The 25,032-nt window shown below is 59.8% G+C and carries 21 protein-coding genes; 15 read left to right on the forward strand and 6 right to left on the reverse strand.

Annotated features, from left to right (window positions below):
* Window positions 1-119 precede the first annotated feature (119 nt).
* Window positions 120-872 (forward strand): DUF1223 domain-containing protein, encoded by a 753-nt coding sequence (locus HUO12_RS10165; protein WP_176273484.1) that lies wholly within the window; start codon window positions 120-122, stop codon window positions 870-872.
* On the opposite strand, the gene HUO12_RS10170 is transcribed toward HUO12_RS10165, so the two are convergent.
* Complete coding sequence (locus tag HUO12_RS10170) at window positions 873-1,628, reverse strand: sulfite exporter TauE/SafE family protein (RefSeq protein ID WP_176273486.1); 756 nt, start codon at window positions 1,626-1,628, stop codon at window positions 873-875.
* A gap of 3 nt (window positions 1,629-1,631) precedes the next feature.
* A complete protein-coding gene (gene thrS / locus HUO12_RS10175) occupies window positions 1,632-3,647 on the reverse strand; it encodes a threonine--tRNA ligase (RefSeq protein WP_176273487.1) in 2,016 nt (671 codons plus the stop codon).
* 428 nt (window positions 3,648-4,075) lie between these two features.
* Here thrS and HUO12_RS10180 point away from each other — a divergent pair, with 428 nt between their 5' ends.
* The 5 genes from HUO12_RS10180 to HUO12_RS10200 are packed head-to-tail and all read left to right on the forward strand — an operon-like array spanning window position 4,076 to window position 6,333.
* Entirely contained in the window at window positions 4,076-4,252 is a 177-nt protein-coding gene (locus HUO12_RS10180) for a hypothetical protein (protein WP_176273489.1), read from the forward strand.
* Entirely contained in the window at window positions 4,249-4,851 is a 603-nt protein-coding gene (locus tag HUO12_RS10185) for a hypothetical protein (RefSeq protein ID WP_176273491.1), read from the forward strand. Before HUO12_RS10180 ends, HUO12_RS10185 begins: the two co-directional genes overlap by 4 nt.
* On the forward strand, window positions 4,848-5,267 hold the full coding sequence (locus HUO12_RS10190; RefSeq protein ID WP_176273493.1) for a hypothetical protein: 420 nt from the start codon (window positions 4,848-4,850) through the stop codon (window positions 5,265-5,267). Before HUO12_RS10185 ends, HUO12_RS10190 begins: the two co-directional genes overlap by 4 nt.
* Complete coding sequence (locus tag HUO12_RS10195; RefSeq protein WP_176273495.1) at window positions 5,264-5,467, forward strand: helix-turn-helix transcriptional regulator; 204 nt, start codon at window positions 5,264-5,266, stop codon at window positions 5,465-5,467. The genes HUO12_RS10190 and HUO12_RS10195 overlap by 4 nt, the downstream gene beginning before the upstream one ends.
* A complete protein-coding gene (locus HUO12_RS10200; RefSeq protein ID WP_176273497.1) occupies window positions 5,464-6,333 on the forward strand; it encodes an alpha/beta fold hydrolase in 870 nt (289 codons plus the stop codon). Before HUO12_RS10195 ends, HUO12_RS10200 begins: the two co-directional genes overlap by 4 nt.
* Window positions 6,334-6,343: 10 nt before the next feature.
* On the opposite strand, the gene HUO12_RS10205 is transcribed toward HUO12_RS10200, so the two are convergent.
* A complete protein-coding gene (locus tag HUO12_RS10205) occupies window positions 6,344-8,017 on the reverse strand; it encodes an alkaline phosphatase D family protein (protein WP_176273499.1) in 1,674 nt (557 codons plus the stop codon).
* Window positions 8,018-8,130: 113 nt separating this feature from the next.
* On the opposite strand from HUO12_RS10205, the gene HUO12_RS10210 reads away from it, so the two are divergent.
* The 5 genes from HUO12_RS10210 (at window position 8,131) to HUO12_RS10230 (ending at window position 17,269) form a co-directional block, all read left to right on the forward strand.
* The gene (locus HUO12_RS10210; RefSeq protein ID WP_176273500.1) at window positions 8,131-8,895 is read left to right on the forward strand and encodes an alpha/beta fold hydrolase; all 765 of its coding nucleotides are present in this window, start codon (window positions 8,131-8,133) and stop codon (window positions 8,893-8,895) included.
* A gap of 23 nt (window positions 8,896-8,918) precedes the next feature.
* Window positions 8,919-9,764 (forward strand): tetratricopeptide repeat protein, encoded by an 846-nt coding sequence (locus tag HUO12_RS10215; RefSeq protein WP_176273502.1) that lies wholly within the window; start codon window positions 8,919-8,921, stop codon window positions 9,762-9,764.
* A gap of 331 nt (window positions 9,765-10,095) precedes the next feature.
* Window positions 10,096-14,793 (forward strand): NAD-glutamate dehydrogenase, encoded by a 4,698-nt coding sequence (locus HUO12_RS10220; RefSeq protein WP_176273504.1) that lies wholly within the window; start codon window positions 10,096-10,098, stop codon window positions 14,791-14,793.
* Window positions 14,794-14,853: 60 nt separating this feature from the next.
* Complete coding sequence (locus HUO12_RS10225) at window positions 14,854-16,098, forward strand: NAD(P)/FAD-dependent oxidoreductase (protein ID WP_176273506.1); 1,245 nt, start codon at window positions 14,854-14,856, stop codon at window positions 16,096-16,098.
* 16 nt (window positions 16,099-16,114) lie between these two features.
* Window positions 16,115-17,269 carry a CaiB/BaiF CoA transferase family protein gene (locus HUO12_RS10230; protein ID WP_176273508.1) on the forward strand — a complete coding sequence of 385 codons (1,155 nt, stop codon included), beginning with the start codon at window positions 16,115-16,117 and terminating at the stop codon, window positions 17,267-17,269.
* On the opposite strand, the gene queG is transcribed toward HUO12_RS10230, so the two are convergent.
* Entirely contained in the window at window positions 17,266-18,336 is a 1,071-nt protein-coding gene (gene queG, locus HUO12_RS10235; RefSeq protein ID WP_176273510.1) for a tRNA epoxyqueuosine(34) reductase QueG, read from the reverse strand. The genes HUO12_RS10230 and queG overlap by 4 nt on opposite strands.
* Before the next feature lie 45 nt (window positions 18,337-18,381).
* Between queG and HUO12_RS10240 the strand changes: the two genes are divergently transcribed.
* From HUO12_RS10240 to msrB, 4 genes are all read left to right on the forward strand, one after another.
* Window positions 18,382-19,386, forward strand: a complete 1,005-nt coding sequence (locus HUO12_RS10240; protein WP_176273512.1) for an ABC transporter ATP-binding protein — start codon at window positions 18,382-18,384, stop codon at window positions 19,384-19,386.
* Window positions 19,386-20,684: an ABC transporter permease gene (locus tag HUO12_RS10245; protein ID WP_176273513.1), complete on the forward strand. Its 1,299-nt coding sequence runs from the start codon at window positions 19,386-19,388 to the stop codon at window positions 20,682-20,684. The genes HUO12_RS10240 and HUO12_RS10245 overlap by 1 nt, the downstream gene beginning before the upstream one ends.
* 143 nt (window positions 20,685-20,827) lie before the next feature.
* A complete protein-coding gene (locus tag HUO12_RS10250) occupies window positions 20,828-22,165 on the forward strand; it encodes a cytochrome P450 (RefSeq protein ID WP_176273514.1) in 1,338 nt (445 codons plus the stop codon).
* A 59-nt stretch (window positions 22,166-22,224) separates the two neighbouring features.
* The gene (gene msrB / locus HUO12_RS10255) at window positions 22,225-22,731 is read left to right on the forward strand and encodes a peptide-methionine (R)-S-oxide reductase MsrB (protein ID WP_176273515.1); all 507 of its coding nucleotides are present in this window, start codon (window positions 22,225-22,227) and stop codon (window positions 22,729-22,731) included.
* Between the two features lie 9 nt (window positions 22,732-22,740).
* Here the strand turns inward: msrB and HUO12_RS10260 are convergent, their stop codons facing one another.
* Together HUO12_RS10260 and HUO12_RS10265 are read right to left on the reverse strand one after the other, a co-directional pair.
* A complete protein-coding gene (locus HUO12_RS10260; protein WP_176273516.1) occupies window positions 22,741-24,531 on the reverse strand; it encodes a hypothetical protein in 1,791 nt (596 codons plus the stop codon).
* Between the two features lie 3 nt (window positions 24,532-24,534).
* On the reverse strand, window positions 24,535-25,020 hold the full coding sequence (locus tag HUO12_RS10265; RefSeq protein ID WP_332310399.1) for a GtrA family protein: 486 nt from the start codon (window positions 25,018-25,020) through the stop codon (window positions 24,535-24,537).
* Window positions 25,021-25,032 lie beyond the last annotated feature (12 nt).

Below are 25,032 nucleotides of genomic sequence, written 5' to 3' on the forward strand. Positions count from 1 at the left end.
CCAGAATCGCTCGCCCGGACATTTTTTTCGAACGCTGATTTTTCGCTGTAACCAAACCGTTCGTGCGTGCGAATTCCTTCATGCGAGCAGCTGTGACGCTGCTTGTAAGAAAGGATGCCATGCGCCAACTCTTGATCACCCTCATGTGTGGCATCGCCTCCCTGGGCGCTGCAGCTTTCGCCTTCTCCCCCCGTGATGAAAGCGCAGCGCCCATACCCCTTGCGGGCGACGAACCCGTTCTCTTGGAGCTTTTCACCAGCCAGGGGTGCTCCTCCTGCCCCCCTGCTGACCGACTGGCCGCACGCCTCGATCAGGAGACTGGTCTGGTTGTTGTGTCGCGGCCAGTCACCTATTGGGACCGGCTGGGCTGGAAAGACACTCTCGCGCGCGAAGAGAATACCGCGCTGCAACGCCAGTATGCACGCGCAGGGCTCTCGGGTCGCAATGGCGTCTACACGCCGCAGTTGGTGATTGACGGCGCGATTGGCGTGGTTGGCTCGCAGGAGCGCGCCATCCGCCAGAGCATCAACGCCGCGCGTAAAGGCGACACCGCCGCTATCCGCATTCGAGAGAATGAAGATGGCGGGTACTCAATCGGATTGGGTGGCCGGACCGAGGAAACGGCTGAGCTTGCCCTGCTTGGTATCGCAAGTCGTGCGCAAGTCGCTATCGGACGCGGCGAGAATTCCGGCCGCGAAATCACGTACGTCAATGTCTTGCGCAGCGAGCGTGTGATTGCGGAGTGGACCGGCGGCGCGAAACATATCGCGCTCGCATCTAGCGCGCTCAAGGATGCAAGCGCAGACCGCTATGCTCTAGTCCTGCGCGAACCGGGCGGCGGCAAAGTGCTCGCAGCCAGCTGGCTTAAATAGTCACAACAGCCGCGCCAAGGCGGCGGCGGCAGCGCTAGCCAGCACAACACCCACCGCTATTCGCCACACACGGTCACTGACCTTGCCGAAGGCCAGGCTGCCAATCCAGTTGCCCAGCAGCACCAGCGGAAACAGCGCGAGACCCAGAACGATCACTTTCGCTTCCAGAACGCCGAGGGCCATGCCCGAGCCAACACCTGCAAAGGCCGATACGCCAAATATTCCGATCATTGACGCTTTGGCAGTCGTGCGCGCAATATCGCGCCCGACATAATAGGGCACGACCGGCGGACCGGGCATGGCGGCAAAGCCTGTGAGCACGCCTGCGGACAAGCCCACGGCAGACGTTGTCGCAAGGCCCGGCTGTGTCGCGCTGCGCTTCGGCAACAGGATTGCAAAGAATGCTGACAGCGCGATCAGGGCTATCAGAAGTCTCGCGAGCGGCTCAGAGATCGCTGCAAGCACCATCAGGCCAGGCGGCGTTCCGAGCACCACCAATGCGCTGATCAGCGCCGCGCTCTTTTCCGCTTCACGCAGGATCATGCGGATCTCTGTTAACGCCAGCAATCCCGCCATGATGTTGATCGCGAGCACAGCTTCGACAGGGGTTAATGCAAGAGCAAGGATCGGCACCAACAAAATGCCGAAGCCAAATCCTGTTAGCCCGCGAATGAATGCCGCGCCAAGCGTCGCAATGACCGCGACAGCGATCTGCAATCCGGTAAAGCCAGTGAGGAAGCCCTCGAGAATGCCCAAAACCTAGCCGCGCAAATCTGGCGGCGTTGCTTCAGCAGTCAGCATCGCAATGGCCTCGTCGAGTGACATCACGCGCTGCTCCTTCTCGCCAAGCGTGCGGATCGCAACAGTGCCTTCCTCCGCTTCGCGCATGCCGACAACCAGCAGATGCGGAACTTTCGCCAGAGAATGTTCGCGCACCTTGTAATTTATCTTCTCATTGCGGAAGTCGGTTTCAACCCGAATGCCAGCGGCTTCCAGCTTTGCCGCCACTTCCTGTCCGTAAGGGTCAGCGTCCGATACGATCGTCGCGACCACCGATTGCACCGGCGCGAGCCAGACTGGCAGACGTCCGGCGAAATGCTCGATCAGAATACCAATGAAGCGCTCGTAAGAACCGAAGATCGCGCGATGCAACATGACCGGACGGTGTCGTCCGCCATCCTCGCCAATATAGGTTGCATCGAGCCGCTCAGGCAAAACACGGTCGCCCTGGATCGTGCCGACCTGCCAGGTCCGTCCAATCGCATCAGTCAAATGCCATTCGAGCTTAGGCGCATAGAACGCGCCTTCGCCGGGAAGTTCTTCCCAGCCAAACTCCTCGTTCATCATGCCCGCCTCTAAGACGGCATCGCGCAATTCCTGCTCGGCCTTGTCCCAATCGGCATCGCTGCCGAGCCGCTTTTCCGGACGCAGCGCCAGCTTGATCGCAAACTTGAAACCAAAGTCGGAATAGACTTCGGCTGCGAGCTTACAGAAAGCGCGGACCTCTTCGACCACCTGCTCTTCGGTGCAGAAGATATGCGCATCATCTTGCGTGAACTGACGCACACGCATCAGGCCATGGAGCGCGCCGTGCGGTTCATTGCGGTGGCAGCAGCCCATTTCGCCAAGCCGGATCGGCAGCTCTTTATAGCTGGTAATGCCTTGCTTGAAGACGAGCACATGCGCCGGACAATTCATCGGCTTGATCGCCATCCAATCCGCATCTTTTGCGACATTAGGCGCTGCCGCCGCTTCGCCTTCTTCGTCCACTTCAGGCACGATGTCAGGCACGGCGAACATGTTCTCGGCATATTTACCCCAGTGGCCTGAAGCAGTCCATTGGCGCACATCCATCAGCTGCGGCGTCTTGATCTCGCGATAGCCAGAGCCGTCCATCTTGCGGCGCATATACGCCTCAAGCTCGCGCCAGATCCGGTAACCCTTGGGATGCCAGAAGACAGAGCCATGCGCTTCTTCCTGCAAGTGGAACAGGTCCATCTCGCGCCCCAGCTTGCGGTGGTCACGCTTCGCGGCTTCCTCCAGCCGGTGAAGATGCGCGTTCAATTGCTTCTTGTTGAGCCAGCCGGTCCCGTAAATGCGAGTAAGCTGGGCGTTGCGCTGATCGCCGCGCCAATAGGCACCGGCAACGCGCATCAGCTTGAAGGCTTGCGGGTCAAGCTTGCCGGTCGAGGCCAGATGCGGCCCGCGGCACATGTCGAGCCAATCGTCGCCCGACCAATAGACCGTCAGTTCTTCGTTCTCAGGAAGCTCCTTGGCCCACTCGGCCTTGAACGCTTCGCCTTCGCTTTCCCACTTCTCGATCAGCTGCTGGCGTGACCATACCTCGCGGCGCAGCGGCTTGTCCGCCTTGATGATCTCGCGCATCTTTTCTTCGATCGCAGGCAGATCATCCATGCCGAACGGTTCGCGTGAAGCAGGCGCCATCACGTCATAGTAAAACCCGTCATCAGTCGCTGGGCCGAAAGTGATCTGAGTGCCGGGATAGAGCGCTTGCACCGCTTCGGCGAGCACATGCGCGAAGTCGTGGCGAGCCAGCTCGAGCGCGTCTTCTTCATCCTTCGACGTGATGAGTGCAAGCTCGGCATCGCCTTCAAACGGGCGGTTGAGATCGCGCACCTCGCCATCCACGCGCGCCGCCAAGGCAGCCTTGGCAAGGCCAGGGCCGATCGCTGCTGCAACGTCAGCGGGCGTGGAGCCTGGTTCCATCTCGCGCACAGTGCCATCGGGCAGGCTGATCTTCAGAAGTTCGGTCATGGGTATCTCTGGCAATCTCGTTTGTGGGCGCCATGGCACAAAGCCACGTGCGCTTGAAGAGCGGTGTAAGGCTTATTTTCCGATTTCAGGAGGACACCGCGCCACCCGAAACCCAAAGTCCGGGGCGCGGCAGTGTGCTGGATCAGACCAACAGCCACCGCCCCCGGGTATCCGAGGTGGTAGTTGTCGAGGTCGTGATGGTCAGCTCGCGTGCCATGCCGGAGCATATAATAACGACCTGTTGCGATGTCATTACTCAAGTGCAGCAGCCCGCTCGCGACCCTTTCGTTCGGGAAACACAAACGTAACCGGCAATCTCGCTCCAAGCAGCTTTTAGGAAAGCTCTCGCTCCATTTTGGAAAGGTTACTTGACATCAAGGCGAATCAATGACAAACACCCTTTACATATTTGAAAGGGAGCTTTCCTTATGACCACTCGAAGCAAGGCCATCATCTGGGCCTCAATCATTATCTCGGCATCGCTCATCTGCGTTGGCATGGGCCTCAACGACGGCGCATCGTTTGGAGTTGTTGCGGGCCTGTCCAGCGCAGCCTGGGCATCCCTCAGTTGCGGCAAAGGCTGCAGGCTTGGAGGCATGCAATGAGCGATAACAAAGCATCGCCCGCGACCAGACTGTGTCTGGGCGCTGCCGCTTCATCGGTCCTCAGCGCGCTCGGCCTGATGATCTTGTGGAAGTCAGACGCGCTCGCGCCCACGACAAGTTACATCCTTGCGATCATCCCGGTCGGCCTATTGGTGTTCGCCTTTGTCAAAGGCCTTTCACTGACGAAGGACAATGCCCGCGCCGCACACCGCTATCTGCTGCGCATGGCGCTGACCATGGCATTCTACCTTATCACTTTGGCTGTGGCAGAACACTTTATCGACGGTCGCGGTTTGACAGGACCACTCGCAGCCTTCCTCGCTTTCCTACCCGGGCTATCCTTCGCAGGCGTGGTGTGGGTCTTTGGCGGCTTGATCGTTGAGGAGCAGGATGAATTCTACCGCATGCTCTACGTACGCCAGGGCCTGATCGCCACCGGCATCTCCTTCACGCTCGCGGCAATCTGGGGCTTTCTGGAGACTTACCGCATCGTTGATCCGGTTGCGGCTTTCTGGTGGCCCACGATCTGGTGCTTCGGCCTGGGAGTCGGTGCGATTTTCAACAAGATCAAATACGGCACTTATGGAGAGATTCGATGACCAAGGCGTCGCCCGCAATGAAGCGCTACATGAAGCGGCTCACTATCTTCATGCTCATCTACATCGTGCTGATCTTCTCAGTCGGTTACTGGTTCCGCCTCGCTCCTCCAGAAGGCGCGCTGTCATGGATCGCAGCGATCCTGCCAGCATTACCGATCCTCGGTGTGTTCTGGGCCATCTTCCGCTTGCTTACAGAAGAAACCGACGAGTTCATGCGGATGATGCTGGTGCGTCAAACGCTCATCGCCACCGGCTTCTGCCTGGCGGTCATGACAGTGTGGGAATTCCTCCAGAACTACGATGTCGTGCCAGATGGCACAAACGGGTTCGGAACAGCATTCGTCTGGTTTGTCGGGCTCGGCATTGGCGCGGTCTGGAATGCCATGGCGCTCCGGCGCGAGGCAGGTGAGGAATGAACAATCGCTTGAAAGTCCTCCGGGCTGAACGCGACTGGAGCCAGCAAGACCTTGCCGACAGGCTGGGGGTCTCGCGCCAGAGCGTCAACGCCATCGAGAAGGGACGTTACGATCCTTCTCTCCCTCTCGCCTTCAACATCGCAGAAGTCTTCGGCCTCGCGATCGAAGAGATCTTCTCCAAGGACAGCGAAGCAGCATGAAAACTCTACCCTCTTTGATGGCCAGCCTTGCCTTGCTCATCAGCAGCCCCGCTCTCGCGCAGGACAATCCCCAAGCCTGCGCCCCATATGAGAGCATCGGGAGCGGACCCGACCTGATCCTCACCCCGGGTCTGGGCTCCGCTCCCGAAGTGTGGGACGGCGTGAAGGATAGTCTCAGTGAGAATTACACTGTGCACCTTGTCCATGTTGCAGGCTTTGCCGGACGCGCGGCACAAGGCGACCCTGAGACAATCCTCGACAATGCGAGCGCTGAAATCATCGCCTACATGAACTGCAAGGGCATTGAGACAGCGCGCTATGCCGGCCATTCCATGGGCGGCTTTCTCGGCCTCAAGCTGGCGGCAGAAGAGCCCTCCCGGATCGACCGGCTGGTCATCGTGGATTCGCTGCCATTCTTCCCGCTCATCTTTTCGCCGCAAGCGAGTGTCGCGGCGGTTGTTCCGCAGGCTGATGGCATGCGCACGCAGATACTCGGCCAAACAGACGAGCAATTCGCACAAAGCCAGCAAACAGGCGTTCGCTCGCTTGTTCAAAACGCAGACTTCCATGAGACAGTGGTCGGCTGGTCCCTCGCGAGCGATCGGACAACATTTGCCAATGCTCTGCATACGCTGATGACAACCGATCTGCGGCCAGAGCTGGCGAATGTCATGGCTCCGACAACTGTCATCGCGGCATCAAACGCTTTCGCTCCGCGCGAACGCGTGGAAGCGCTTTACGCGGGGGCCTATGACGGTCTGGAAGGCGCCCAAGTGGCAATCGTCGAAGACAGTTTCCACTTCATCATGTTCGATCAGCCCGAAGCGTTTGCCTCAGCGCTCGAAGCTGCGCTCGCCAGCGAATGAGCGCTTCGGCCTAAAGCGAAAAAGTGTGCGATCCGGCGCTGGTTTCCAGCCGCCGGGTCGCCACCAGTTTGGCAGAGCGCGAACGCACGCTCTCGGTAAAGCGATGCTCCGTCACAGCCTTGTCGCGCGACAGCTCGACCATCGCATAGCCGCGCTGCGCAGTATCAGCCCAGACCAGCTCTTCATTGCGCTCAAGCGCGGCACGGGCGAAATCGGCTGGCGCAATTGCGCGCAAATTGTTCTCCAGTCCGGGCGAGCTAACCGACGTCACACCGATCTCGACGCCGACTTTTTCTGCGCCATGCGCAAGCTCGAAGCCCCACGCATTATGCGTGTCGCCTGTCAGCACGATGAGGTTTGCATCCGCACTGAGCGCCGCTTCGAACACGCGGTCGCGCGCGGCGGGATAGCCATCCCACGCATCCATATTAGCAGGCAGGCCCGCTTCGCTCGACATGGCTGCAGCAAGTGTTCGCCGCCGGACGAAGCTTGGTGCATCATCAGTCAATCCATCAACAATCGATGGCGGCGTGTAGAGCTTGCCCATCAGCACTTGCTGCACCAGCACTTGCCAGATTTTGCCCTCGCCTTTCGATGCTGCAAGCCCTTCAGCCAACCACGTCTCTTGCGGTTTGCCGAGCAATTGCCGGTCAGCCTCAGTCCATTGTCCTTCGCGGAACGCAGCGAGCGCCTGCATCGCGGCTTGCGGATTCTCGGCCGCTTCGATCAGCCCGCGTAAGTCAAACTGCTCTTCGCGCCCTTCCAGCCGTGTATCGAGCCGAAACAGCGTTGCAAGATCGCCGACATCATAACGCGCATAGGGTTCATCGGAGACCGGCATCCATTCGCGGTAGACGCGTTTGGTGATTTCCTTGCGCACCTGCCAATCGCCTTCTGTCTCTGGCTGGTGGTTCTGCGCGCCGTCCATCCAGCTGTCATTGGTGCTTTCATGGTCATCCCACACGCTGATCATCGGGACCATTTGATGCAGCCGCCGCAAATCCGGGTCCGCGCGATAAGTGGCATAGCGAAGCCGATAGTCCGCAAGCGTCACGGTTTCATGGACAGGCCAAAGCCCGCGCTCGGGATGCGCTTGGCGAAGCGACGGATACGCGCCGCGCTGATATTCGTAGATATAGTCGCCCAGATGCAGCGCGAGGTCGACATCGTTCGCGTCAGCCGCATGAGCATAGGCGTTGAAGTATCCGAAGCCGAGATTGGAACAGCTGAACACAGCCATGCGGAACGCGCTGACGCCGGCCTCTGGCAAAGTCCGCGTGCGCCCGACGTCCGAGATCGAACCGTCCGGCGCGACAAAGCGATAAAAGTACCAGCGATCCGGCTCCAAACCGCTCGCGGTGGCTTTGGCGCAGAAGTCGCGGCTTGAGCTCGCGAGTGCCTCGCCTTGCGCAACAGGTCGCGAGAAGTCCTGCGAAGCACTCACTTCCCATGTGAGCTTGGTGTCTTCTTCACCAACATAGCGGGTCCAGAGCAAGACACTCGACTGGCTCGGCTCGCCACTCGCAACGCTATGCGTGAAACCGCTGCCAAAGCCGCGTGCGGCGAGAGGCGAAGTAGCCAACATCGCGCTTGCAGCGCTTAAGCGAAACAGATTACGGCGGCTAATCGCAGACTGCGTCAGCGAAGTCTGCTCAGGCGTTGGAGGCGGCGTGGATGCGATCATGGCGAACCTTTGTGTTGTATGCCCCCGCTCTAACGCAGGCACATGTCCAGATGATGACTGGCGCTGCACGCTAGGCTTGCTTTGGCCAGCCATGCAAGGGCAAGAAGCTCCGGATGAGTGACACACAACTCCACACAGCGGAAAATGGCGTCAGGATCGCCTTCCGCCAGACTGCCGGTCAAGGGCCGATGCTGGTCTTCTTGCCGGGCTACATGTCAGACATGGCAGGCGGCAAAGCGACCGCTCTGTTCGACTGGGCTCGGGCTCAAGGACGGGCTGCATTGCTGCTCGATTATTCCGGCTGCGGCGAGAGCGACGGCGACTTTGCCGATGGCACACTCAGTGGGTGGCGGGATGAAGTGCTGGAGCTGATCCACCATTATGGCGGCAAACACAAAGCTCTTCTGATCGGGTCATCGATGGGTGGCTGGCTTAACCTGATGGTGGGCGAGAAACTTGGGGCGAGGCTCGCAGGCTTGGTCGGGATCGCATCCGCGCCGGACTTTACTGAATGGGGTCGCAGCGAAGCGGACAAGGCCAAGCTCGCCGCTGGTGAGACAGTCTATGACCCAAATCCTTACGGACCAGAGCCGACCCCGATGCATGCGAGCTTCTGGGCCGATGGACAAGCAAACCGGCTACTGGACCGCACAATCGAGATCGACGCGCCCGTTCGCCTTCTGCACGGCCAAGGCGATGCAGATGTCCCATGGGAAATCAGCTTGAGGCTCGCCGCTGCTTTGCGTTCAGACAATGTGCAGACGCTCTTCATCAAAGACGGCGATCACCGATTGTCGCGCGATGCAGACATTGCGCAGCTGATCAAAACCTGCGCGCAGCTATGCGCTGAGATTGAAACCGCTCTCTTGAAAGATTGAATGTGCCTGCCGCTTTTTCTGTGATGCTGCCGCTTATGCTGATGCAAGTCGGCCCCAATCCTGCCCAAGGCGGGCTGGTCGATTACTCAGCGGAGATCCAAGACCGCCCACCGCGTGAGGCGCCAGCAAATGATCCTGCAGGGCTCGCTACGAGCGCTGACAATAGCTGGCTGAAGAACTGCCTGGACCTCGTCGAAACCGCGCCATCACGTGCGCATGTCCAAGCGCAATTACGCCGCACAGAAAGCGAAGGCCGCGATCAGGTCGTCGCCAATTACTGCCTTGGCATGGCCTCGACCAGTCTTGAGCTGTGGAGCGATGCGATGAGCGCCTTCATCGCCGCGCGCGATGGAAGCGATGGCAGCGAGCAACGCCTGAAGGCCCGCTTTGGCGTGATGGCTGGCAATGCTGCTATCGCCGCGACCGACTATGCCAATGCGCTTACGATATTGGCGCGCGCACAGCGCGATGCTGAAGGCGCGGGCTTCGGTCCGATGGCCTCCATCGCCGCGATCGATCAAGCGCGAATTTTCGTCGCACAAGGCGAGACCGAGCCAGCCGTTGCAGCGCTCGGCAATGCGCGCAGGCTTGACCCGAACTCAGGCGATGCGTGGCTTTTGTCTGCCACTCTTATGCGCAGGCTCGAACGGCTGGATGAAGCGCAAAGCATGATTGAACGCGCAAGCGAGCTTGCTCCGGTCGATGCTCGTGTCGCCTTAGAGGCCGGCCTGATCGCAGCACTTGGCGGACGCGATGATGCAGCGCGCGAAAGCTGGAATTCCGTGATCAGCCTCGCTCCGATAAGTGCGGAAGCCGATAACGCGCGCGATTACCTTGCGCAGCTAGGCGATGCTGTTCCCACGCCGTAGCGCGGAGAGCCTTCTCGCCTTCCCCTTAGACCGGGTCTGCTGATACGCACTGGCAAGGGGGGCCATGACAGCGTTGACCAACAGACCCGGCTGGGTTGTGACCGTGGGCGTAAGACCCGTCACGACCGAGGACCGCGCGCCATGCGGCGTTGCCGGAAGGGAAAGAGCCAATCCGCACAGCGCCTTTCCGTTTTAGACAGTGCGCAGCAAAAGCGGGCGTTCGCTCAAAAAAATCGCGCTTGCGGGCGATGAAGGGTAAGCGTATTTACGAATTATTCGTGCGACCAAAGACAATATAATTGCGCGCACCCAGCAGGGGCAGGAGCAGGACATGGCCTCCAAGACCAATCAGGACCAACACGTCGATGCTTTGGCGCGCGCGATGCGCGCTTCGCTATTGCCGGGCGATACGCCGTTTAGCGGCAAGCCGCTCAAAGAAGCTGCGCGATTTGTGCTGGATACAGCCGCCACGCGCGATGCCGATCGCAGCGCACTCAGCATTGCAAGCGCGAGCGATGAGCGCCGCTTCGGCCGCGTCGCGGTCGTCAATGACGACATGCCGTTCCTGGTTGATTCTGTTGCGGCCGCGATTGCCTCGCAGGGATTGGCGATCGACCGGCTGGTGCATCCGATTATTGCGGCTCAGCGCGGACCGAAGGGGCGGCTGACTCAGCTGTCGGGCCTCGGCAATGGCGCGACTGACAAGAGCGCTCGCGAGTCGATGATCTACATCGAAACCGAGCGGGTCGATGCACGCGAGCGGCGCGCTTTGGAAAAAGAACTGCGGCAAACGCTGGCTGATGTGCGCGCGGCCGTTGCGGACTGGCCAAAGCTGCAAGAAGCGATGCGCGAAGACGCAGAGCTCGTAAGCGATGACGAGCAAGCCTCGCTGCTTCAGTGGTTCAATTCAGGCATGCTAACGCAATTGGGCCATGTCACGCGCAAGCGCGACGGCAGCCATGCCAAAGTGCTGGGCGTATGCCGCAAGAGTGCGAAGAACCTGCTGTCCGATGACAGCTATAAGCGCGCCTTCGCTTGGTTCGATGACAGCAGCGCAAAATCGCCGCGAGAGCTGCTTGTCGTCAAAGCCAATCAGGTATCGCGCGTCCACCGCCGCGTCCCGCTCGACCTGTTCATTGTCCCCCTGCGCGAAAAAGGCAAAGTCACTGCACTTTCCGTCCACGCCGGTGTCTGGACCAGCGCTGCGCTCGCGACACCGCCAGCCGAAGTCCCGCTGTTGCGCGCGACTTTGGACCAATTGACCAGCACGCTCGGCTTTGCTGCGACCAGCCATGACGGCAAGGCTCTGGTCCACGCGCTGACCACTTTGCCGCATGATTTGCTGGTCGGCTTTTCCGCCAAGGATGTGGCGCGCGTCGCGACCACCATGATGGGGCTGGTCGACCGTCCAAGACCGCGTCTGACGCTCGTCGAAGCTCCGCTCGCACGGCACGTGTTTGCGTTCGTCTGGATGCCGCGCGACATGCTGGCCACACAAGTGCGTCATCAGATCCAGGACATGCTGACAGAGAGCCAAGGCGTCGACCTGCTCGATTGGAGCCTCGAAGTCGAAGGCGGCAATCTTGCGATGCTGCGCTTCGTGTTGGACATTCGCGCGAGCCGCTCTTCGTCCGGCAAAACCCCGCTCGACGGGAGCGCGCTGGAAGCGCGGTTGCAAGACATGCTGCGCGGCTGGAGCGAAGCGGTTGAACGCCATTTGGCCGAGACCGAAGAGGCAGGCCGCGCCGCAGCGATCGCCACGCGCTATGCCAGCGCTTTGCCGAGCAATTATCGCAGCGAATATGGTCCGGCTGAAGCCGCGGTCGATATCCAGCGCTTGCGGGGTCTCAGCGGTTCTGATGGCGCGAAACGCGATTGCAGGCTCTACCATCTCGATGGCGATCCGGATGATGAGCTGCGCTTGAAAGTCTATCTGCAGGAGGGCGCTCTCGCGCTGTCTGATGCAGTGCCCGCGCTTGAGAATTTTGGCTTCCGCGTGCTGACCGAACTGCCGACGCAGCTTGAAGGAGACACGCTCGGCACGATCCACGATTTCCGTCTGGCTTTGCCGGATGGCGATGAAGCAAGGCCGCTGCTCGAACGGGCAGAGACGATCGAGCAAGCCATCACATGCGTTCTCAATGGCGAAGCGGAAGACGATCCGTTCAATCGGCTGGTGGTAGGCACCGGCCTTTCCTCTAAAGAAGCGGACTGGATGCGCGCTTTCTATCGCTATTTGCGCCAAGCCGGGATCAGCTTCACGATCTACACAGTGGTAGATGCGTTGAGCGGTGCGCAGGCCGTCACACGCGCAATGGTCGACTTGCTCCGCGCGCTTCATGAGCCCGGCTTCAAAGGTGATCGCGATGCAGCAGCGAGTGAAGCGAAAGACATGATCAGGCGCGGCCTCGCAAGAGTTCATGCTATCAATGATGACCGTTTGCTGAGGCTCTATGAGGCATTGATCGGCGCGATCCTGCGCACAAATATCTTTTCGCCAGCTGCAAGCGAAGCGCTCGCTTTCAAGATCGATTCCAGCCTGGTCCCCAACCTGCCCAAGCCCATCCCCTGGCGCGAGATCTTTGTCTATTCGCGCCGCGTGGAAGGCATTCATTTGCGCGCAGGGCCTATCGCACGCGGGGGCTTGCGTTGGTCAGACCGGCGCGATGACTTCCGCACGGAAATCCTTGGCCTGATGAAAGCGCAGCGGGTCAAGAACGCTGTAATCGTACCAACGGGTGCAAAAGGCGGCTTCTACCCCAAGCAATTGCCCTCGCCATCGCGTGATCGTGAAGCCTGGGCCGCTGAAGGCCAGGCAAGCTACGAAGTCTTCATCCGCACGCTGCTGTCCGTCACGGACAATCTTAAAGGCAACAAGGTCATCCATCCGGACCGGGTGGTTATCCGCGATGGTGAAGATCCGTATTTCGTCGTTGCTGCAGACAAAGGCACCGCGCGCTTTTCTGACGTTGCCAATGGTATTGCCGAAAAAGCCGACTTCTGGCTCGGCGATGCGTTCGCGAGCGGCGGCTCGAATGGCTATGACCACAAGGCCATGGGCATCACCGCGCGCGGGGCATGGGTCAGCGTGCAGCGCCACTTCCTTGAGCAAGGCGTGGATGTCCAGGAAGACAGCGTGCGCGTCGCTGGCTGCGGCGACATGTCAGGCGATGTGTTCGGCAACGGTATGCTGCTTTCGAAAGCGATCAAGCTGGTCGCGGCCTTCGACCACCGGCATATCTTCATCGATCCCGATCCTGATCCGGCAAAGAGCTGGAAAGAGCGCAAGCGCATGTTCGAGCTCTCCGGATCGAGCTGGGACGATTACAACAAGGACCTCATTTCCAAAGGCGGCGGCGTATTCCCGCGCGATGCGAAAACGATCAAGCTGTCAAAGCAAGCGCAGCAAGCGCTCGATGTGGATCAAAAGGAATGGGAACCTGAAGCGCTCATTAGCGCAGTCCTGAGGAGCCCGGTCGACCTGATCTGGTTTGGCGGGATTGGAACTTACATCAAGTCTTCTTCCGAGAACAATGCGAGCGTTGGCGATCCCGGCAATGACCCATTGCGCGTGGACGCAACAGAGCTTCGCGCGAAAGTGATCGGCGAAGGCGCCAATCTTGGCATTACGCAAGCCGGCCGGATAGAATTCAGCAAAGCCGGCGGACGCTGCAATACCGACTTCATCGACAATTCGGCGGGAGTCGATTGCTCGGACAATGAAGTGAACATCAAGATCGCGCTCGCGGATGCGCGCAGGTCCGGCAAGCTCACGGAAAAACGCCGCATCGCCTTGCTGGAAGAAATGACAGACGATGTCGCGGACATCGTGCTGGAGGATAACCGCTTGCAAGCGCTCTCTTTATCGGTGGCTGAAGCAGGCGGCGCGCGCGCGATGGATTCGCAAATCCAGCTGATCGAAGCGTTGGAACGTCGCGGCGTGCTGGATCGCAAGACAGAAGGGCTTGCAGACAATCAGACTCTGAGCCGCCGGGCAGCAGACGGCCTGGGCCTGACCAGACCAGAGCTTGCTGTGCTGTTGTCGTCCACTAAACTCGTCTTGCAGGACGCGATTGAAGACAGCCGCTTGCCCGGGGCAAAGACCCTCCAGTCAACTCTAGTCGAGGGCTTCCCTGCGCCCATGCGCGAGGATTTTGCGAAGCAGATTGAGAACCACCAGCTGCGCAGCGAGATCATTGCGACCAAGCTTGCGAACCGCATCATCAACCGGCTCGGCATCATTCACCCGTTCGAGCTGGCTGAAGAAGAAGGCGTTGACCTTTCGCAAGTCGCAGCAAGCTTCGTTGCGGTGGAAACGCTGTTCGATCTGCCAGACATGTGGGCCGCGATTGAAGAGCAGGACATGCCGGAAGTGGCACGGCTACGCTTGCTCGATCGCTTGGCGGCAGCAAGCGCCAACCTCATGTCAGACGTGCTGCGCACGACCGGCGGCAAGATCGAGATTGAAGAGCTCGCACGTGATCTTGGCTCTGGCATTCGGACCTTGTCCGGCGCAACTGACCGCTTGATTTCAGGGGCAGCGCGCAAACAGTCCATCGCTCTATGCGAGGAATTGCAGGAAGCGGGCGCTCCGGCAAAGCTCGCCAGTGCAGTTGCGACACTGTTCGATATGGATGGTTCGACCGGTCTTGCTCACCTCGCATTTGAAGCAAAGATTGATCCGGAAGAGCTCACCTCGGCCTTCACGAACGCCGGCGAGAAGCTGGGCCTTGGCTGGGCGCAAAGCACGGCTGCAATGATGAACCCGTCCGATATTTGGGAGCGGCCGCTTGTCAGCGGGCTAGCGCGCGATTTCCAGCAGATGCGGCTTGAATTCCTGCGACGCGTCTTGCGTAAGAAATCGAACAAGAACGACCCCCAAGCTGCAGTGGACAAATGGGCAGAGCAAAACGAGGACGCTATCGCGCAGTTCCGCACAATGATTTCGCGCGCTCAGGATCAGTCGCCGGTGTCGCCGGTTGCACTCGCACAGATCGCCAGCCAGGCGCGCAATCTGCTGGAGCGGTAGGGGCTGCAAGAGCGCGTGCAGGGCTTGACCTCGCGCGCATTTGCGACGACGCAAGCGCGCATGGATCACGCTGATGTAGTCATTGTGGGGACCGGCCATGGCGGGGCGCAAGCGGCAATTGCGCTGCGCCAGCAAGGGCATGAAGGCTCAATCATCATGCTCGGCCGCGAGAGCGAGCCGCCTTACGAGCGTCCGCCGTTGTCCAAGGAATATCTTGCCGGCGACAAGCCGTTCGAACGCATTCTCATCCGGCCTGAAAAGTTCTGGGCAGACAAGGATGTCGATCTGCGGCTCAGCAGCCCGGTCGCGGAGATCGACCGGCTTGGACACGCGGTTGTGCTCTCCGATGGCAACCGCATCGGCTATCGCAAGCTGATCTGGGCGGGCGGCGGCGATGCACGGCGCCTCTCCTGCTCGGGTGCGAACCTCAAGAGCGTCCACTGCGTGCGCAGCCGTCGCGATGTCGATGCGATCGTGCAGGCGCTGTCTGACGGCCCTAAGAAAGTCGTTGTGATTGGCGGCGGCTATATCGGATTGGAAGCTGCCGCGGTGCTGCGCAAGCTCGATTGCGACGTCACTTTGCTGGAGGCGCTACCGCGTGTGTTGGCGCGCGTGGCAGGCGAAGAATTGAGCCGCTTTTATGAAGAAGAGCACCGCAATCACGGTGTGGATGTGCGGCTGGATACACAGGTCGAAGCGCTCGAAGGCACAGACGATCATGTCTCAAGCGTAAGGCTTGCGGATGGCACCTCAATTCCTTGCGACATGGTAATCGTGGGGATCGGGATCGTGCCTTCGGTCGGCCCGCTGATTGCAGCTGGAGCGGCGGGCTCCAATGGTGTGGATGTCGACGAGTTCTGCCGCACGACGCTCGATGATGTCTATGCGATTGGCGACTGCGCAGCCCATGCGAACGATTTTGCCGATCGCGCTGTGATCCGCTTGGAATCGGTCCAGAACGCCATTGACATGGCGAATTGCGTCGCGCGCGCGATCATGGGCGAGAAAGAGCCCTATCACGCATTGCCGTGGTTCTGGTCAAACCAGTATGACCTGAAGCTGCAGACGGCCGGACTGAGCCTCGACCATGACCAGACTGTGCTGAGAGGCGATCCGGCCAGCCGCAAATTCACGCTGGTCTATCTTAAAGAAGGCAGGCCCGTCGCGTTTGACTGCGTCAACACCGTCAAAGACTATGTCCAAGGCCGCAGGCTTCTCGAAAGCGGCCCGCAGGAAATCGACCCGGAGCTGCTCGCCAATCCCGAGGTCCCGCTCAAAGAGCTGATCTACATCAAGTCAGAGTGAAGGGCTGCATTGCGTAATGGAAGCTGGTGACGGCAAGCCGATGCTCGACGGGCTCAAGGTGCTGGACCTGACGACTGTCGTTTTCGGCCCATACTGCACGCAAATCCTCGCAGATTTCGGCGCGGAAGTGATCAAGGTCGAAGCGCCCGGCGGCGACGTGCTGCGGCATTCAGCGCGGCCCGCAAGAACGAAAGGCATGGCGCCAGCCTATCTCGCCTTTAATCGCGGCAAGCGCTCGCTTGTGCTCGATTTGAAGGACGAAGCAGACAAGAAGCGCTTTGCCGAGCTTCTGGCTGAAGCCGATGTCTTCATTCACAATGTACGCGAGGAAGCGATCACGCGGCTTGGCTTTGACTATGCCAGCGCGAAAGCGGCTAATCCTGAAATCGTCTATGTCCACTGCGTCGGATTCGGATTAGGCGGGCCTTACGAAGGGCTTCAGGCCTATGATGACGTGATCCAGGCCGCAAGCGGATCCGCCAGTCTGCTCCCGCGGGTCGATGGCAATCCCGCGCCGCGTTATCTGCCTTCGCTTATCGCGGACAAGGTCGCCGGGCTGCACGCCGCCTATGCGAGCATGGCCGCACTCATTCACAAGCTGCGCACCGGCAAAGGCCAGTTACTCGAAGTGCCGATGTTCGAGGCATTTTCCGGCTTCATGATGAAAGAGCATATGGGCGGCACGATGTTCGATCCGCCCGTCGGCGACGCGTGTTATGCGCGGCAAGTCGATCCCGACCGCCAGCCTTTCCCGACACAGGATGGCTACGTCTCAATCGTGCCCTACCAATTGCCGCATTTCCTCAAAGTCATTGCGATTCTCGGCGCTCCGGAATTTGCGCAGCAAGAGCGCTTCGAAACGCCGCAAGGGATTATAGCAGCAAGCGCGGAACTCTATCGCAAGATCGGCGAACTGACCGCGAGTAAAGTTACCGACGAAGTGATCGCCATCATGCGCGAGCATTCCATTCCCGCGATGCCCGTGCGCGATATGGCGGAGATGTATAGCGACCCGCATTTGTGCAGCTCCGGCTTTCTCCAGCGCCGCACACATCCAAGCGAAGGGGCCATGTTCGAGCTGCGCGAGCCGACGCGGTTTTCCGGTTGGGAGCCTGACGAGCCACGCGGCGCACCTGGCCTCGGCTCACACACAGGCGGGTTCGAAAACTAAGCCGGCTGCGCAGAGGCTTGCAGCCGGTCCAGCGCCCATCGAGCGGCCTCTGCCACGACTGGATCAGCATCGCCGAGCAAGCCTTCCACCGACGCAAGCAGCCGCAAATCCGCGCTGTTCCCCGCTGCGTACAGGCAATTGCGCACGAACCGGTCGCGGCCGATCCGCTTGATCGGGGAGCCTGCAAACAGCTTGCGAAAGCCCGCATCATCAAGCGCGAGCAAATGCGAAAGCCTCGGCGCGACCAGTTCAGCCCGCGGCAGAAAATCGCGATGCCGTGCGGCTGTCTCAGCAAACTTGTTCCACGGACACACGGCGAGACAATCATCGCAGCCATAGATCCGGTTGCCGAGCCCTTCGCGCAGTTCCTCGTCAATCGGGCCTTTATGCTCGATCGTGAGATAGGAAATGCAGCGCCGCGCATCGAGTCTGTAAGGCGCAGGAAACGCATCCGTCGGACAAGCGACCTGGCACGCATCGCATGAGCCGCAGCGGTCTGTGTGCGGCGCATCGGCCTCAAGGTTCAGAGTCGTATAAATCGCGCCGAGAAACAGCCAGCTGCCATGTTCGCGGCTGACCAGATTGGTATGCTTACCCTGCCAGCCAAGCCCTGCCATCTGCCCCAACGGTTTCTCCATCACCGGGGCTGTGTCGACAAAGACTTTAAGCTCGCTATCGGGCGCTTGGTCGATCAGCCAGCGCGCCAACGCTTTCAGCCGCTTCTTGACGGTGTCGTGATAGTCCTTCCCTTGCGCATAGACGGAAATGCGCGCGCGCTCCGGATGGTCTTCCAGTGCCATTGGATCAAGCGCGGGTGCATAGCTCATCCCGAGCGCGACAACGCTTTGCGCTTCGGGCCAAAGTCCCTGCGGCGACCGGCGATGGACCTCGCGCTCTTCCATCCAGCCCATCGATCCGTGATAGCCCGCTTCAAGCCAGCTCGTCAGCCTCGCCGCTCGAACGGGGTCCTCAGCGGCGCTTGTCACTCCGAAAGCGACAAAACCCAGCCGCTCGGCCTCAGCTTCAAGCTGAGATTTCAAGTCAACATTTAGCGCGGCGTTAACCATGCTTGGGGTTGCTCCCGTTTAGTCCGCAGGGTTAATCAGCGCGGCATGGACCTTGCGGTAAGCCAACAAAACGAATCAGGCAATTCGCCCGATGTCGCTCAGCCCGAAGACGGCAGACCCATCGCGATTGAAGCGCGCGGGCTCGTCAAACGCTTTGACGGAACGCTCGCGGTGGACGGCGTCGACCTGGAAGTGCGCCAAGGCGCGATCTACGGCGTGCTGGGCCCTAATGGCGCGGGCAAGACCACGACCTTGCGCATGCTGCTCGGCATTATCGACCCGGATGCAGGCGTGCGCCGCATTTTCGGGCATGATCATCCGCATGATATTGCCCGCCTGATCGGCTATCTGCCGGAAGAGCGCGGGCTGTATCCGACGATGAAAGCCATCGATGCGATTGCCTTTATGGGCGCGCTTCGCGGCCTGCCGCTTGATGAAGGCAAGAAGCGCGGGCGCGAATTGCTGGAGCGCCATGATCTCGCGCATGCGGCAGAGCGCACCATTCGCCAGCTATCCAAAGGCATGGCGCAAACCGTGCAATTGCTCGGCACACTGGTGCATCAGCCGCGCCTTGTTGTGCTCGACGAGCCGTTCAGCGGCCTCGATGCAATCAATCAGGGCAAGCTGGAGACAATGATCCGCGCGCTGGCTGACGATGGCGTGACAGTCATTTTCTCAACGCATGTGATCCATCACGCAGAACGCTTGTGCGAAGGGGTCGCGATTATTGCAGGCGGCAAAGTCCCTTATGCTGGTAGCGTAGAAGCAGCGCGCGACCGCATTCCTGCGCAAGTCCGCCTGGAAACACGCGCCCGCGAGGGCGGATGGATGGAAGCCTTGCCAAGCGACACGCGCCGCGAAGGCGACTTCTTCTATTTCCCGCTGCCTGAAAGCGGCATCGAACCATTGCTGCGCACGCTGATCGAGGGCGATGCGGGCATTCTCTCGCTTTCTATCGAGCGCGCAGGTCTGCACGATGCTTTCGTCCATATTGCGGGTGAAGCGGCAGCACGTGCGATGGAAGCGGACATTATGGCGGAGGCAAGCTGATGACTGACGCCGTTCATATCGATCCAAGCGAAAAGTCGCGTCTGTCCAGGCTCGAGGCGGCCTGGGTGATCGCCCGTCGCGATTTTCTAGCCATCCTGTTCAGCCGCAGCTTCCTGTTCTTTCTGCTTGGCCCCCTGTTCCCGGCTGTCGTGTTCGCAATGTCCGGCGGAATTGGCGCGGCCGCCGTGGAGCGCGGCAATGAAACGCGCATCGCGCTGCAAATGCCGAGCGAAGACATCAAACAATTGATCGACGCGCACGAGCGGCTTGAGAAGGAGGTGGGATATTATGCACTCCCGCATTTCACGATTTATGATCCTGCAAAAGGCGCGGATCCGATAGACATTGAAGCCTTGCTGGCTGACCCAAGCGGCAAGACCGGAGCGACCCTTACAGGTACATTGGAGAACCCTGTCCTCACTGGCACGCAGGCGCGGGTGGATGCGTGGCGAGGGATCCTCGCTGTGCAGCTATCCATGGCGCGCAATGAGACGACAGTTGACTATCCATCGCTGCAGACGGCGATCAACAATGTCAGCGGCGCGAAGACCAAAACCCAGCGCCGCAACACAGCTCAGATCGCGATCACTTTGCTGTTCCTGTTGACCATGCTGCTGGCAGGCATGGTGCTTTCCAATCTCGTTGAAGAGAAAGCCAACAAGATCATTGAAATCCTCGCGGCGGCTTTGCCCATGCAAGCGGTCTTCTTCGGCAAGCTGTTCGCCATGCTTGCGGTCTCGCTTGTCGGGATCGCAGTCTGGGCGTCAGCGCTAGGCGTCGTGATCCTGTTTGCAGGTGATTTTGGCGGGATCAAACAGCTCATCATGGGGCTTGCTGAACCTGGCGTTGGATGGCCGCTTTTCATCCTGTTGTTCATCCTCAATTTCTCGATGGGCTATCTGCTGATCGGGTCGATCTTCCTCGCGATCGGCGCACTCGCATCAACGGTGCGCGAAGTGCAGACCCTTTCCATGCCGGTGACAATGCTGCAGCTGTTCATCTTCTTCTTTACGCAAATCGCCATCGTGGGCGGGTGGTCGCTGCTGGAGATGATTGCGATCCTGTTCCCGTTCAGCTCGCCTTATGCGATGACAGCCATGGCAGCGCGGAGCGATCTGATCTGGCCGCATTTTGCGGCACTGGTCTATCAGGCAATCTGGGTCGCGCTGTTCATCAAATTGGGCTCTACGCTGTTCCGCAAGCGCGTGCTTAAATCGGGCGGCGGTGGCCATGCGAAAGTGAAAAAGAGCTGGCGCGAACGCTTGCTTCCCAAGCGGACCGTGCAGCCAGCCGAATAGGTCCTGCTTGCTCACGAAAACGTCGTAAACGTACAAATAGGTTCGCTTTGGCAACTGATATTGACAAGGCTGTCAATAACGCAGAGACTACCTCCCGAGTGAGATCGTGCGACCGCGGAGTCGCCACCACGGGAGAGAAGAGAATGGCCACCCTTGCCCCGCAGCGCCCAGAATGCCGTACTTCGCCGACCGCCTATGAAGCGCTGAAGGAATACTTCGCGAAGCATCCCGAAGAACGGCCCGAGCACACGCACAAGTGGGATGTGAGCCGCAGCGATATCTATTACGAGAACACGTGGCAGCCGATCTTCAAGGAAATGCGCGAGGCAGGACCGCTGCATTATATACCGGACAGCCCGTTCGGCCCTTACTGGGCAGTGGTCGGCCACAAGGCGATCCAGCATATCGAAGCGCTTCCGGATACCTTCTCTTCCAGCTGGGAACATGGCGGGATCACAATCCTCAACCGTTTGAGCGAAGAAGAAATCGCAGAAAGCGGTGTCGATCGCCGTGAGCTGCCGATGTTCATCGCTATGGACCGGCCGCAACATACCGGCCAGCGCCGGACAGTTGCTCCCAAATTCACTCCGAGCGGCATGGCCGAAATGGAAGGCGAGATCCGCCAGCGCACAGGCGAGCTGCTAGACACATTGCCGCGCGGAGAAGTGTTCGACTGGGTCGACAAGGTCTCCATCGAGCTAACCACGGGCATGCTCGCAATCCTGTTCGGCTTCCCGTGGGAAGATCGCCGACTGCTGACTTTCTGGTCTGACTGGTCAGGCGATACCGAACTCGCGACAGTGCGCGAACTTGATGAAATGCGCTGGGGCATGCTCCATGAAATGGCGGCCTATTTCCAGTCGCTGTGGGTCGAGCGCACGCATGACAAGGAGCCGGGCGATGATCTCATTTCGATGATGATCCATTCCGATGCGATGAACCAGATGCGTCCTGAAGAATTCATGGGCAATCTGGTCCTCCTGATTGTCGGCGGCAATGACACCACTCGCAATTCGATGAGCGGCATCATCTACCAGCTCGACAAGAACCCCGATCAGCGCAAATTATTCGAGCAAAAGCCCGAGCTCATTCCGAATGCCGTGCAGGAAATCCTGCGCATGCAGACGCCGCTCGCGCATATGCGCCGGACCTGCACAGAAGACACCGAAGTGTTCGGTCAGACAATCAAGGCGGGCGACAAAGTCGTGCTTTGGTACCTCTCAGCGAACCGGGACGAAGAGGTCTTCGAAAACCCGGACAAGCTCGATATCGAGCGGGAGAATGCCCGACGTCACATCGCATTTGGATACGGCATCCACCGCTGCGTCGGCGCGCGGCTTGCTGAGCTGCAATTGCGCGTCCTGCTCGAAGAACTGCACAAGCGCCGCATGCGCGTGCATGTCGCGGGCGACATCGAGCGGGTGCGCGCGAATTTCGTGCATGGCTTCCGCAAGCTGGAAGTCGAAATCACTGAATTCTGAGCGACCGGGCTGCCAGTGCGAAGTGAAACCTTTCGCGGTTTTGCGACGTATATAGGGATATGGAACACAAAAACTCTTGGACTGTAGGCCGGCGCAGTGTGCTGGCTGGCCTGGGTCTCACTGCATCGCTACCGGTGCTTGCATCGTGCGGCGTATCGGAAGCGCAAGCGAAGACTTTTCCCGTGTCGCTCAGCGATGCGGAATGGCGCAAGCGTCTCACGCGTTCCGAATACCGTATCCTGCGCGAAGCGGGCACAGAGCCGCCCTACACCTCGCCACTGAATGACGAGAAACGGGCTGGCACATTCGTGTGTGCAGGCTGCGGGAATGCGCTCTATTCATCGAAAACCAAATATGACAGCGGCACTGGCTGGCCGAGCTTCTGGGAGCCGATCGACAAAGGCGCAGTCGCGACAAGCACCGATTACAAGATCGGTTATCCGCGCACGGAAGTGCATTGCGCGGACTGCGGCGGGCATTTGGGCCATATCTTCGGCGATGGACCGAAGCCAACGGGCAAGCGCCATTGCATCAACGGATTGGCGCTCGACTTCCGACCAGCCTAACGCGGCGCCTTAGTCTGTGCGGACGCGCCAAACCTTGAGGCTCGTCTCGCCTTCAAGCGCAATCGGCTCGAGCCATTGCGGAGCCTCATTATCGCGCAATTGTGCCATGAAACCATCCGGACTTGCGCTGATATACACATTCGGCTCGGCCAGGTCCGGGCATAGTGCAACATAGGCTGTACCGCGCTCCGCCAAGATCTGGCGCGCGGAATGCTCGTCACCCATCGCTACTTCGATCACTGTCCGCATGCCTTCGGCTCCGCGGTGGTGACCTGTGGCAATGACGCTATGCGGAGTGTCGAGCAAAAGCCGCGGGCCGATATCGAGCGGCGCATAAATCTCGCCTGCTGGCAGTACAGCCAGCTCCTTGGCGCTTTGAGCAATCCGGCAGGACGAAGATTTCGTATTGCCCGAACCCAAAGGCTTTCCGACAAGTGCGGCATGCGCGGGCATAGCGAGCGCGAGGACAGTCACCGGCAGGGTTGGCAGCAACGCACAGGCAACAGCGGCCAATGCTGCGGCCTTTTTTCCAGCACGATCAATGTGCCGGATTTGCCGCAGCCATTGATTGATCTGCCAGCCAAGTGGCGCGGCGGCTAGCGCGCTCGCCAGCGCTCCGGCGCGCGCGACCAGAAGCGCCATGATGAAAGCGGCAACGAGCAGGATCGTATAATCCCACCACCATTCGCGCAGCCAGTCGCGCGATTGCGCCGTCAATTGGATTGACGCGAGAATGCCCAGCAAAGGCAGCACGGTAATCTGTACAGCGGTGCGCAAATCCTGATGCCAGATCGGCAGGCCTTCTCCGATCTGGGAATGCCATAAACTGCGCAGTATGGCGTCCATGCCAAGCGGGCCGCTAAGTGCGCATTGCGCCGTGCCCCAAGCGACAATGCCCAATCCACCGCCAGTCGCGACTAGGAATCCGGCCAGAACGCCCGCGCGCGGGATCGGCTCTGCCTTTGCTAGCACAGTCGTCACGAGAGCAACAAAGCCCATCGCGGCCAGATGCGCTGAACCAATCGCGTCGCAAGGCGTCTCTAGCCCGGGCATGCCTCGCGTGATCAGAAACAGTCCCGCAGAGCTTACAAACAAAGACCTTGTGAGATGGACAAGCCAGTCTTTGCCTGCGCGATTACGAAGCCAACGCAAGCCCACCAACGCGAGCAAAGCGGCCGCTAAAGGCGCGCCTTCGATCGAAATGGACAGCCAAGTCGCGATCGCAAATCCTGCGAGCCATCCGCCAGTGCTCGCTTGCCGCGCCATCAGCGCGTTCACCGCCACCAAAGCGCACACGATCTGCCAGCCATGATGGTCAATCCGCAGCGGGCCAAACTGAAACAGCAACGGCATGGACAGCGCCATGGCAATGCAAGCAAAGCTCGCCTCTGCCTCGCCGGTTAGGCGCCAGGCGATCCGCGCTGTCAGCAGCATTGCGATGAAAAGCGTCAGAAGCGGAACGACGATGAGCGCGGTGAGCTCTGCACCGCTTTGCCCGAGGACAGGTGCCAGTACAAAGATTACAGCAGCCAGCGGAAGATCGACCAGCCGCGACCAATGCGTGACCACGCCGCCAGAAGCTGAATCAACGCGGTATTGCGTCATGTCGAACCAGCTCTGCTCGCCAAGCAAATCGCGCACTTGAACAAGCCGCATGATATCATCGGGATCGGGATACAACCGCCCGGAAATCTCAGCGATATTGTTGAGCAAAGCGAGCACTGCAACGAGCGCCCAGATCAGACTGACACGGATGAGCAGTTCAGGCGACAGCGCGGAACGGCGACGTTCTCGCAGCATGGCTCAGCTGCCTTCCAGCTGGTCTTTTGGGACCGCGTCCTTAGGCTCGCGAAACACGATCTGAGCGCGCAGCAGCCACGTTGCAGTAAAGCTGACGGCGATGGCGGCAAGCTTGGCCAGGCGTGGATCGAACCCCGCTGCATCACCGAGGCCCACGATAGCGGTCGTTAGACCAAGACCTACCAGAGCGGAGAGTACGAAGAGCGTCTTTTGCCAGGTGCGCGCGCCACGTTCTTGCGCAACGGTTTCGTGAAACACAGCGCGGCTTGAGAACAGCCAATGGACGATAATGCCGATCGAATATCCGATCGCGGAAGCAGGCGCTGCCGCCATGCCCATTGCGAGAAGCCCGAGAAATGCGCCGACATCAGCAGCCAGCGCGCCGACGCTTGCCAGCACATAGCGAACAAAGCGTACATCACGCAGTTTGGCGAGCCACATGTTCACCGGCAGAAAATCCCCTTTGCGCGCAAGGATGACTGCGCGCACTTCGCTTCAAAC

The organism is Altererythrobacter lutimaris (assembly GCF_013371495.1).
GTDB lineage: Bacteria > Pseudomonadota > Alphaproteobacteria > Sphingomonadales > Sphingomonadaceae > Erythrobacter > Erythrobacter lutimaris_A.

What these genes read in the sequence shown, in the direction of transcription:
- HUO12_RS10190 (WP_176273493.1), top strand. Translation starts at nt 4,848, where the DNA reads ATGACCAAGGCGTCGCCCGCAATGAAGCGCTACATGAAGCGGCTCACT.
- thrS (WP_176273487.1), bottom strand. Translation starts at nt 3,647, where the DNA reads ATGACCGAACTTCTGAAGATCAGCCTGCCCGATGGCACTGTGCGCGAG.
- HUO12_RS10195 (WP_176273495.1), top strand. Translation starts at nt 5,264, where the DNA reads ATGAACAATCGCTTGAAAGTCCTCCGGGCTGAACGCGACTGGAGCCAG.
- HUO12_RS10165 (WP_176273484.1), top strand. Translation starts at nt 120, where the DNA reads ATGCGCCAACTCTTGATCACCCTCATGTGTGGCATCGCCTCCCTGGGC.
- HUO12_RS10240 (WP_176273512.1), top strand. Translation starts at nt 18,382, where the DNA reads ATGGACCTTGCGGTAAGCCAACAAAACGAATCAGGCAATTCGCCCGAT.
- queG (WP_176273510.1), bottom strand. Translation starts at nt 18,336, where the DNA reads ATGGTTAACGCCGCGCTAAATGTTGACTTGAAATCTCAGCTTGAAGCT.
- HUO12_RS10180 (WP_176273489.1), top strand. Translation starts at nt 4,076, where the DNA reads ATGACCACTCGAAGCAAGGCCATCATCTGGGCCTCAATCATTATCTCG.
- HUO12_RS10230 (WP_176273508.1), top strand. Translation starts at nt 16,115, where the DNA reads ATGGAAGCTGGTGACGGCAAGCCGATGCTCGACGGGCTCAAGGTGCTG.
- HUO12_RS10245 (WP_176273513.1), top strand. Translation starts at nt 19,386, where the DNA reads ATGACTGACGCCGTTCATATCGATCCAAGCGAAAAGTCGCGTCTGTCC.
- HUO12_RS10225 (WP_176273506.1), top strand. Translation starts at nt 14,854, where the DNA reads ATGGATCACGCTGATGTAGTCATTGTGGGGACCGGCCATGGCGGGGCG.
- HUO12_RS10260 (WP_176273516.1), bottom strand. Translation starts at nt 24,531, where the DNA reads ATGCTGCGAGAACGTCGCCGTTCCGCGCTGTCGCCTGAACTGCTCATC.
- msrB (WP_176273515.1), top strand. Translation starts at nt 22,225, where the DNA reads ATGGAACACAAAAACTCTTGGACTGTAGGCCGGCGCAGTGTGCTGGCT.
- HUO12_RS10205 (WP_176273499.1), bottom strand. Translation starts at nt 8,017, where the DNA reads ATGATCGCATCCACGCCGCCTCCAACGCCTGAGCAGACTTCGCTGACG.
- HUO12_RS10250 (WP_176273514.1), top strand. Translation starts at nt 20,828, where the DNA reads ATGGCCACCCTTGCCCCGCAGCGCCCAGAATGCCGTACTTCGCCGACC.
- HUO12_RS10210 (WP_176273500.1), top strand. Translation starts at nt 8,131, where the DNA reads ATGAGTGACACACAACTCCACACAGCGGAAAATGGCGTCAGGATCGCC.
- HUO12_RS10185 (WP_176273491.1), top strand. Translation starts at nt 4,249, where the DNA reads ATGAGCGATAACAAAGCATCGCCCGCGACCAGACTGTGTCTGGGCGCT.
- HUO12_RS10200 (WP_176273497.1), top strand. Translation starts at nt 5,464, where the DNA reads ATGAAAACTCTACCCTCTTTGATGGCCAGCCTTGCCTTGCTCATCAGC.
- HUO12_RS10215 (WP_176273502.1), top strand. Translation starts at nt 8,919, where the DNA reads ATGCTGCCGCTTATGCTGATGCAAGTCGGCCCCAATCCTGCCCAAGGC.
- HUO12_RS10220 (WP_176273504.1), top strand. Translation starts at nt 10,096, where the DNA reads ATGGCCTCCAAGACCAATCAGGACCAACACGTCGATGCTTTGGCGCGC.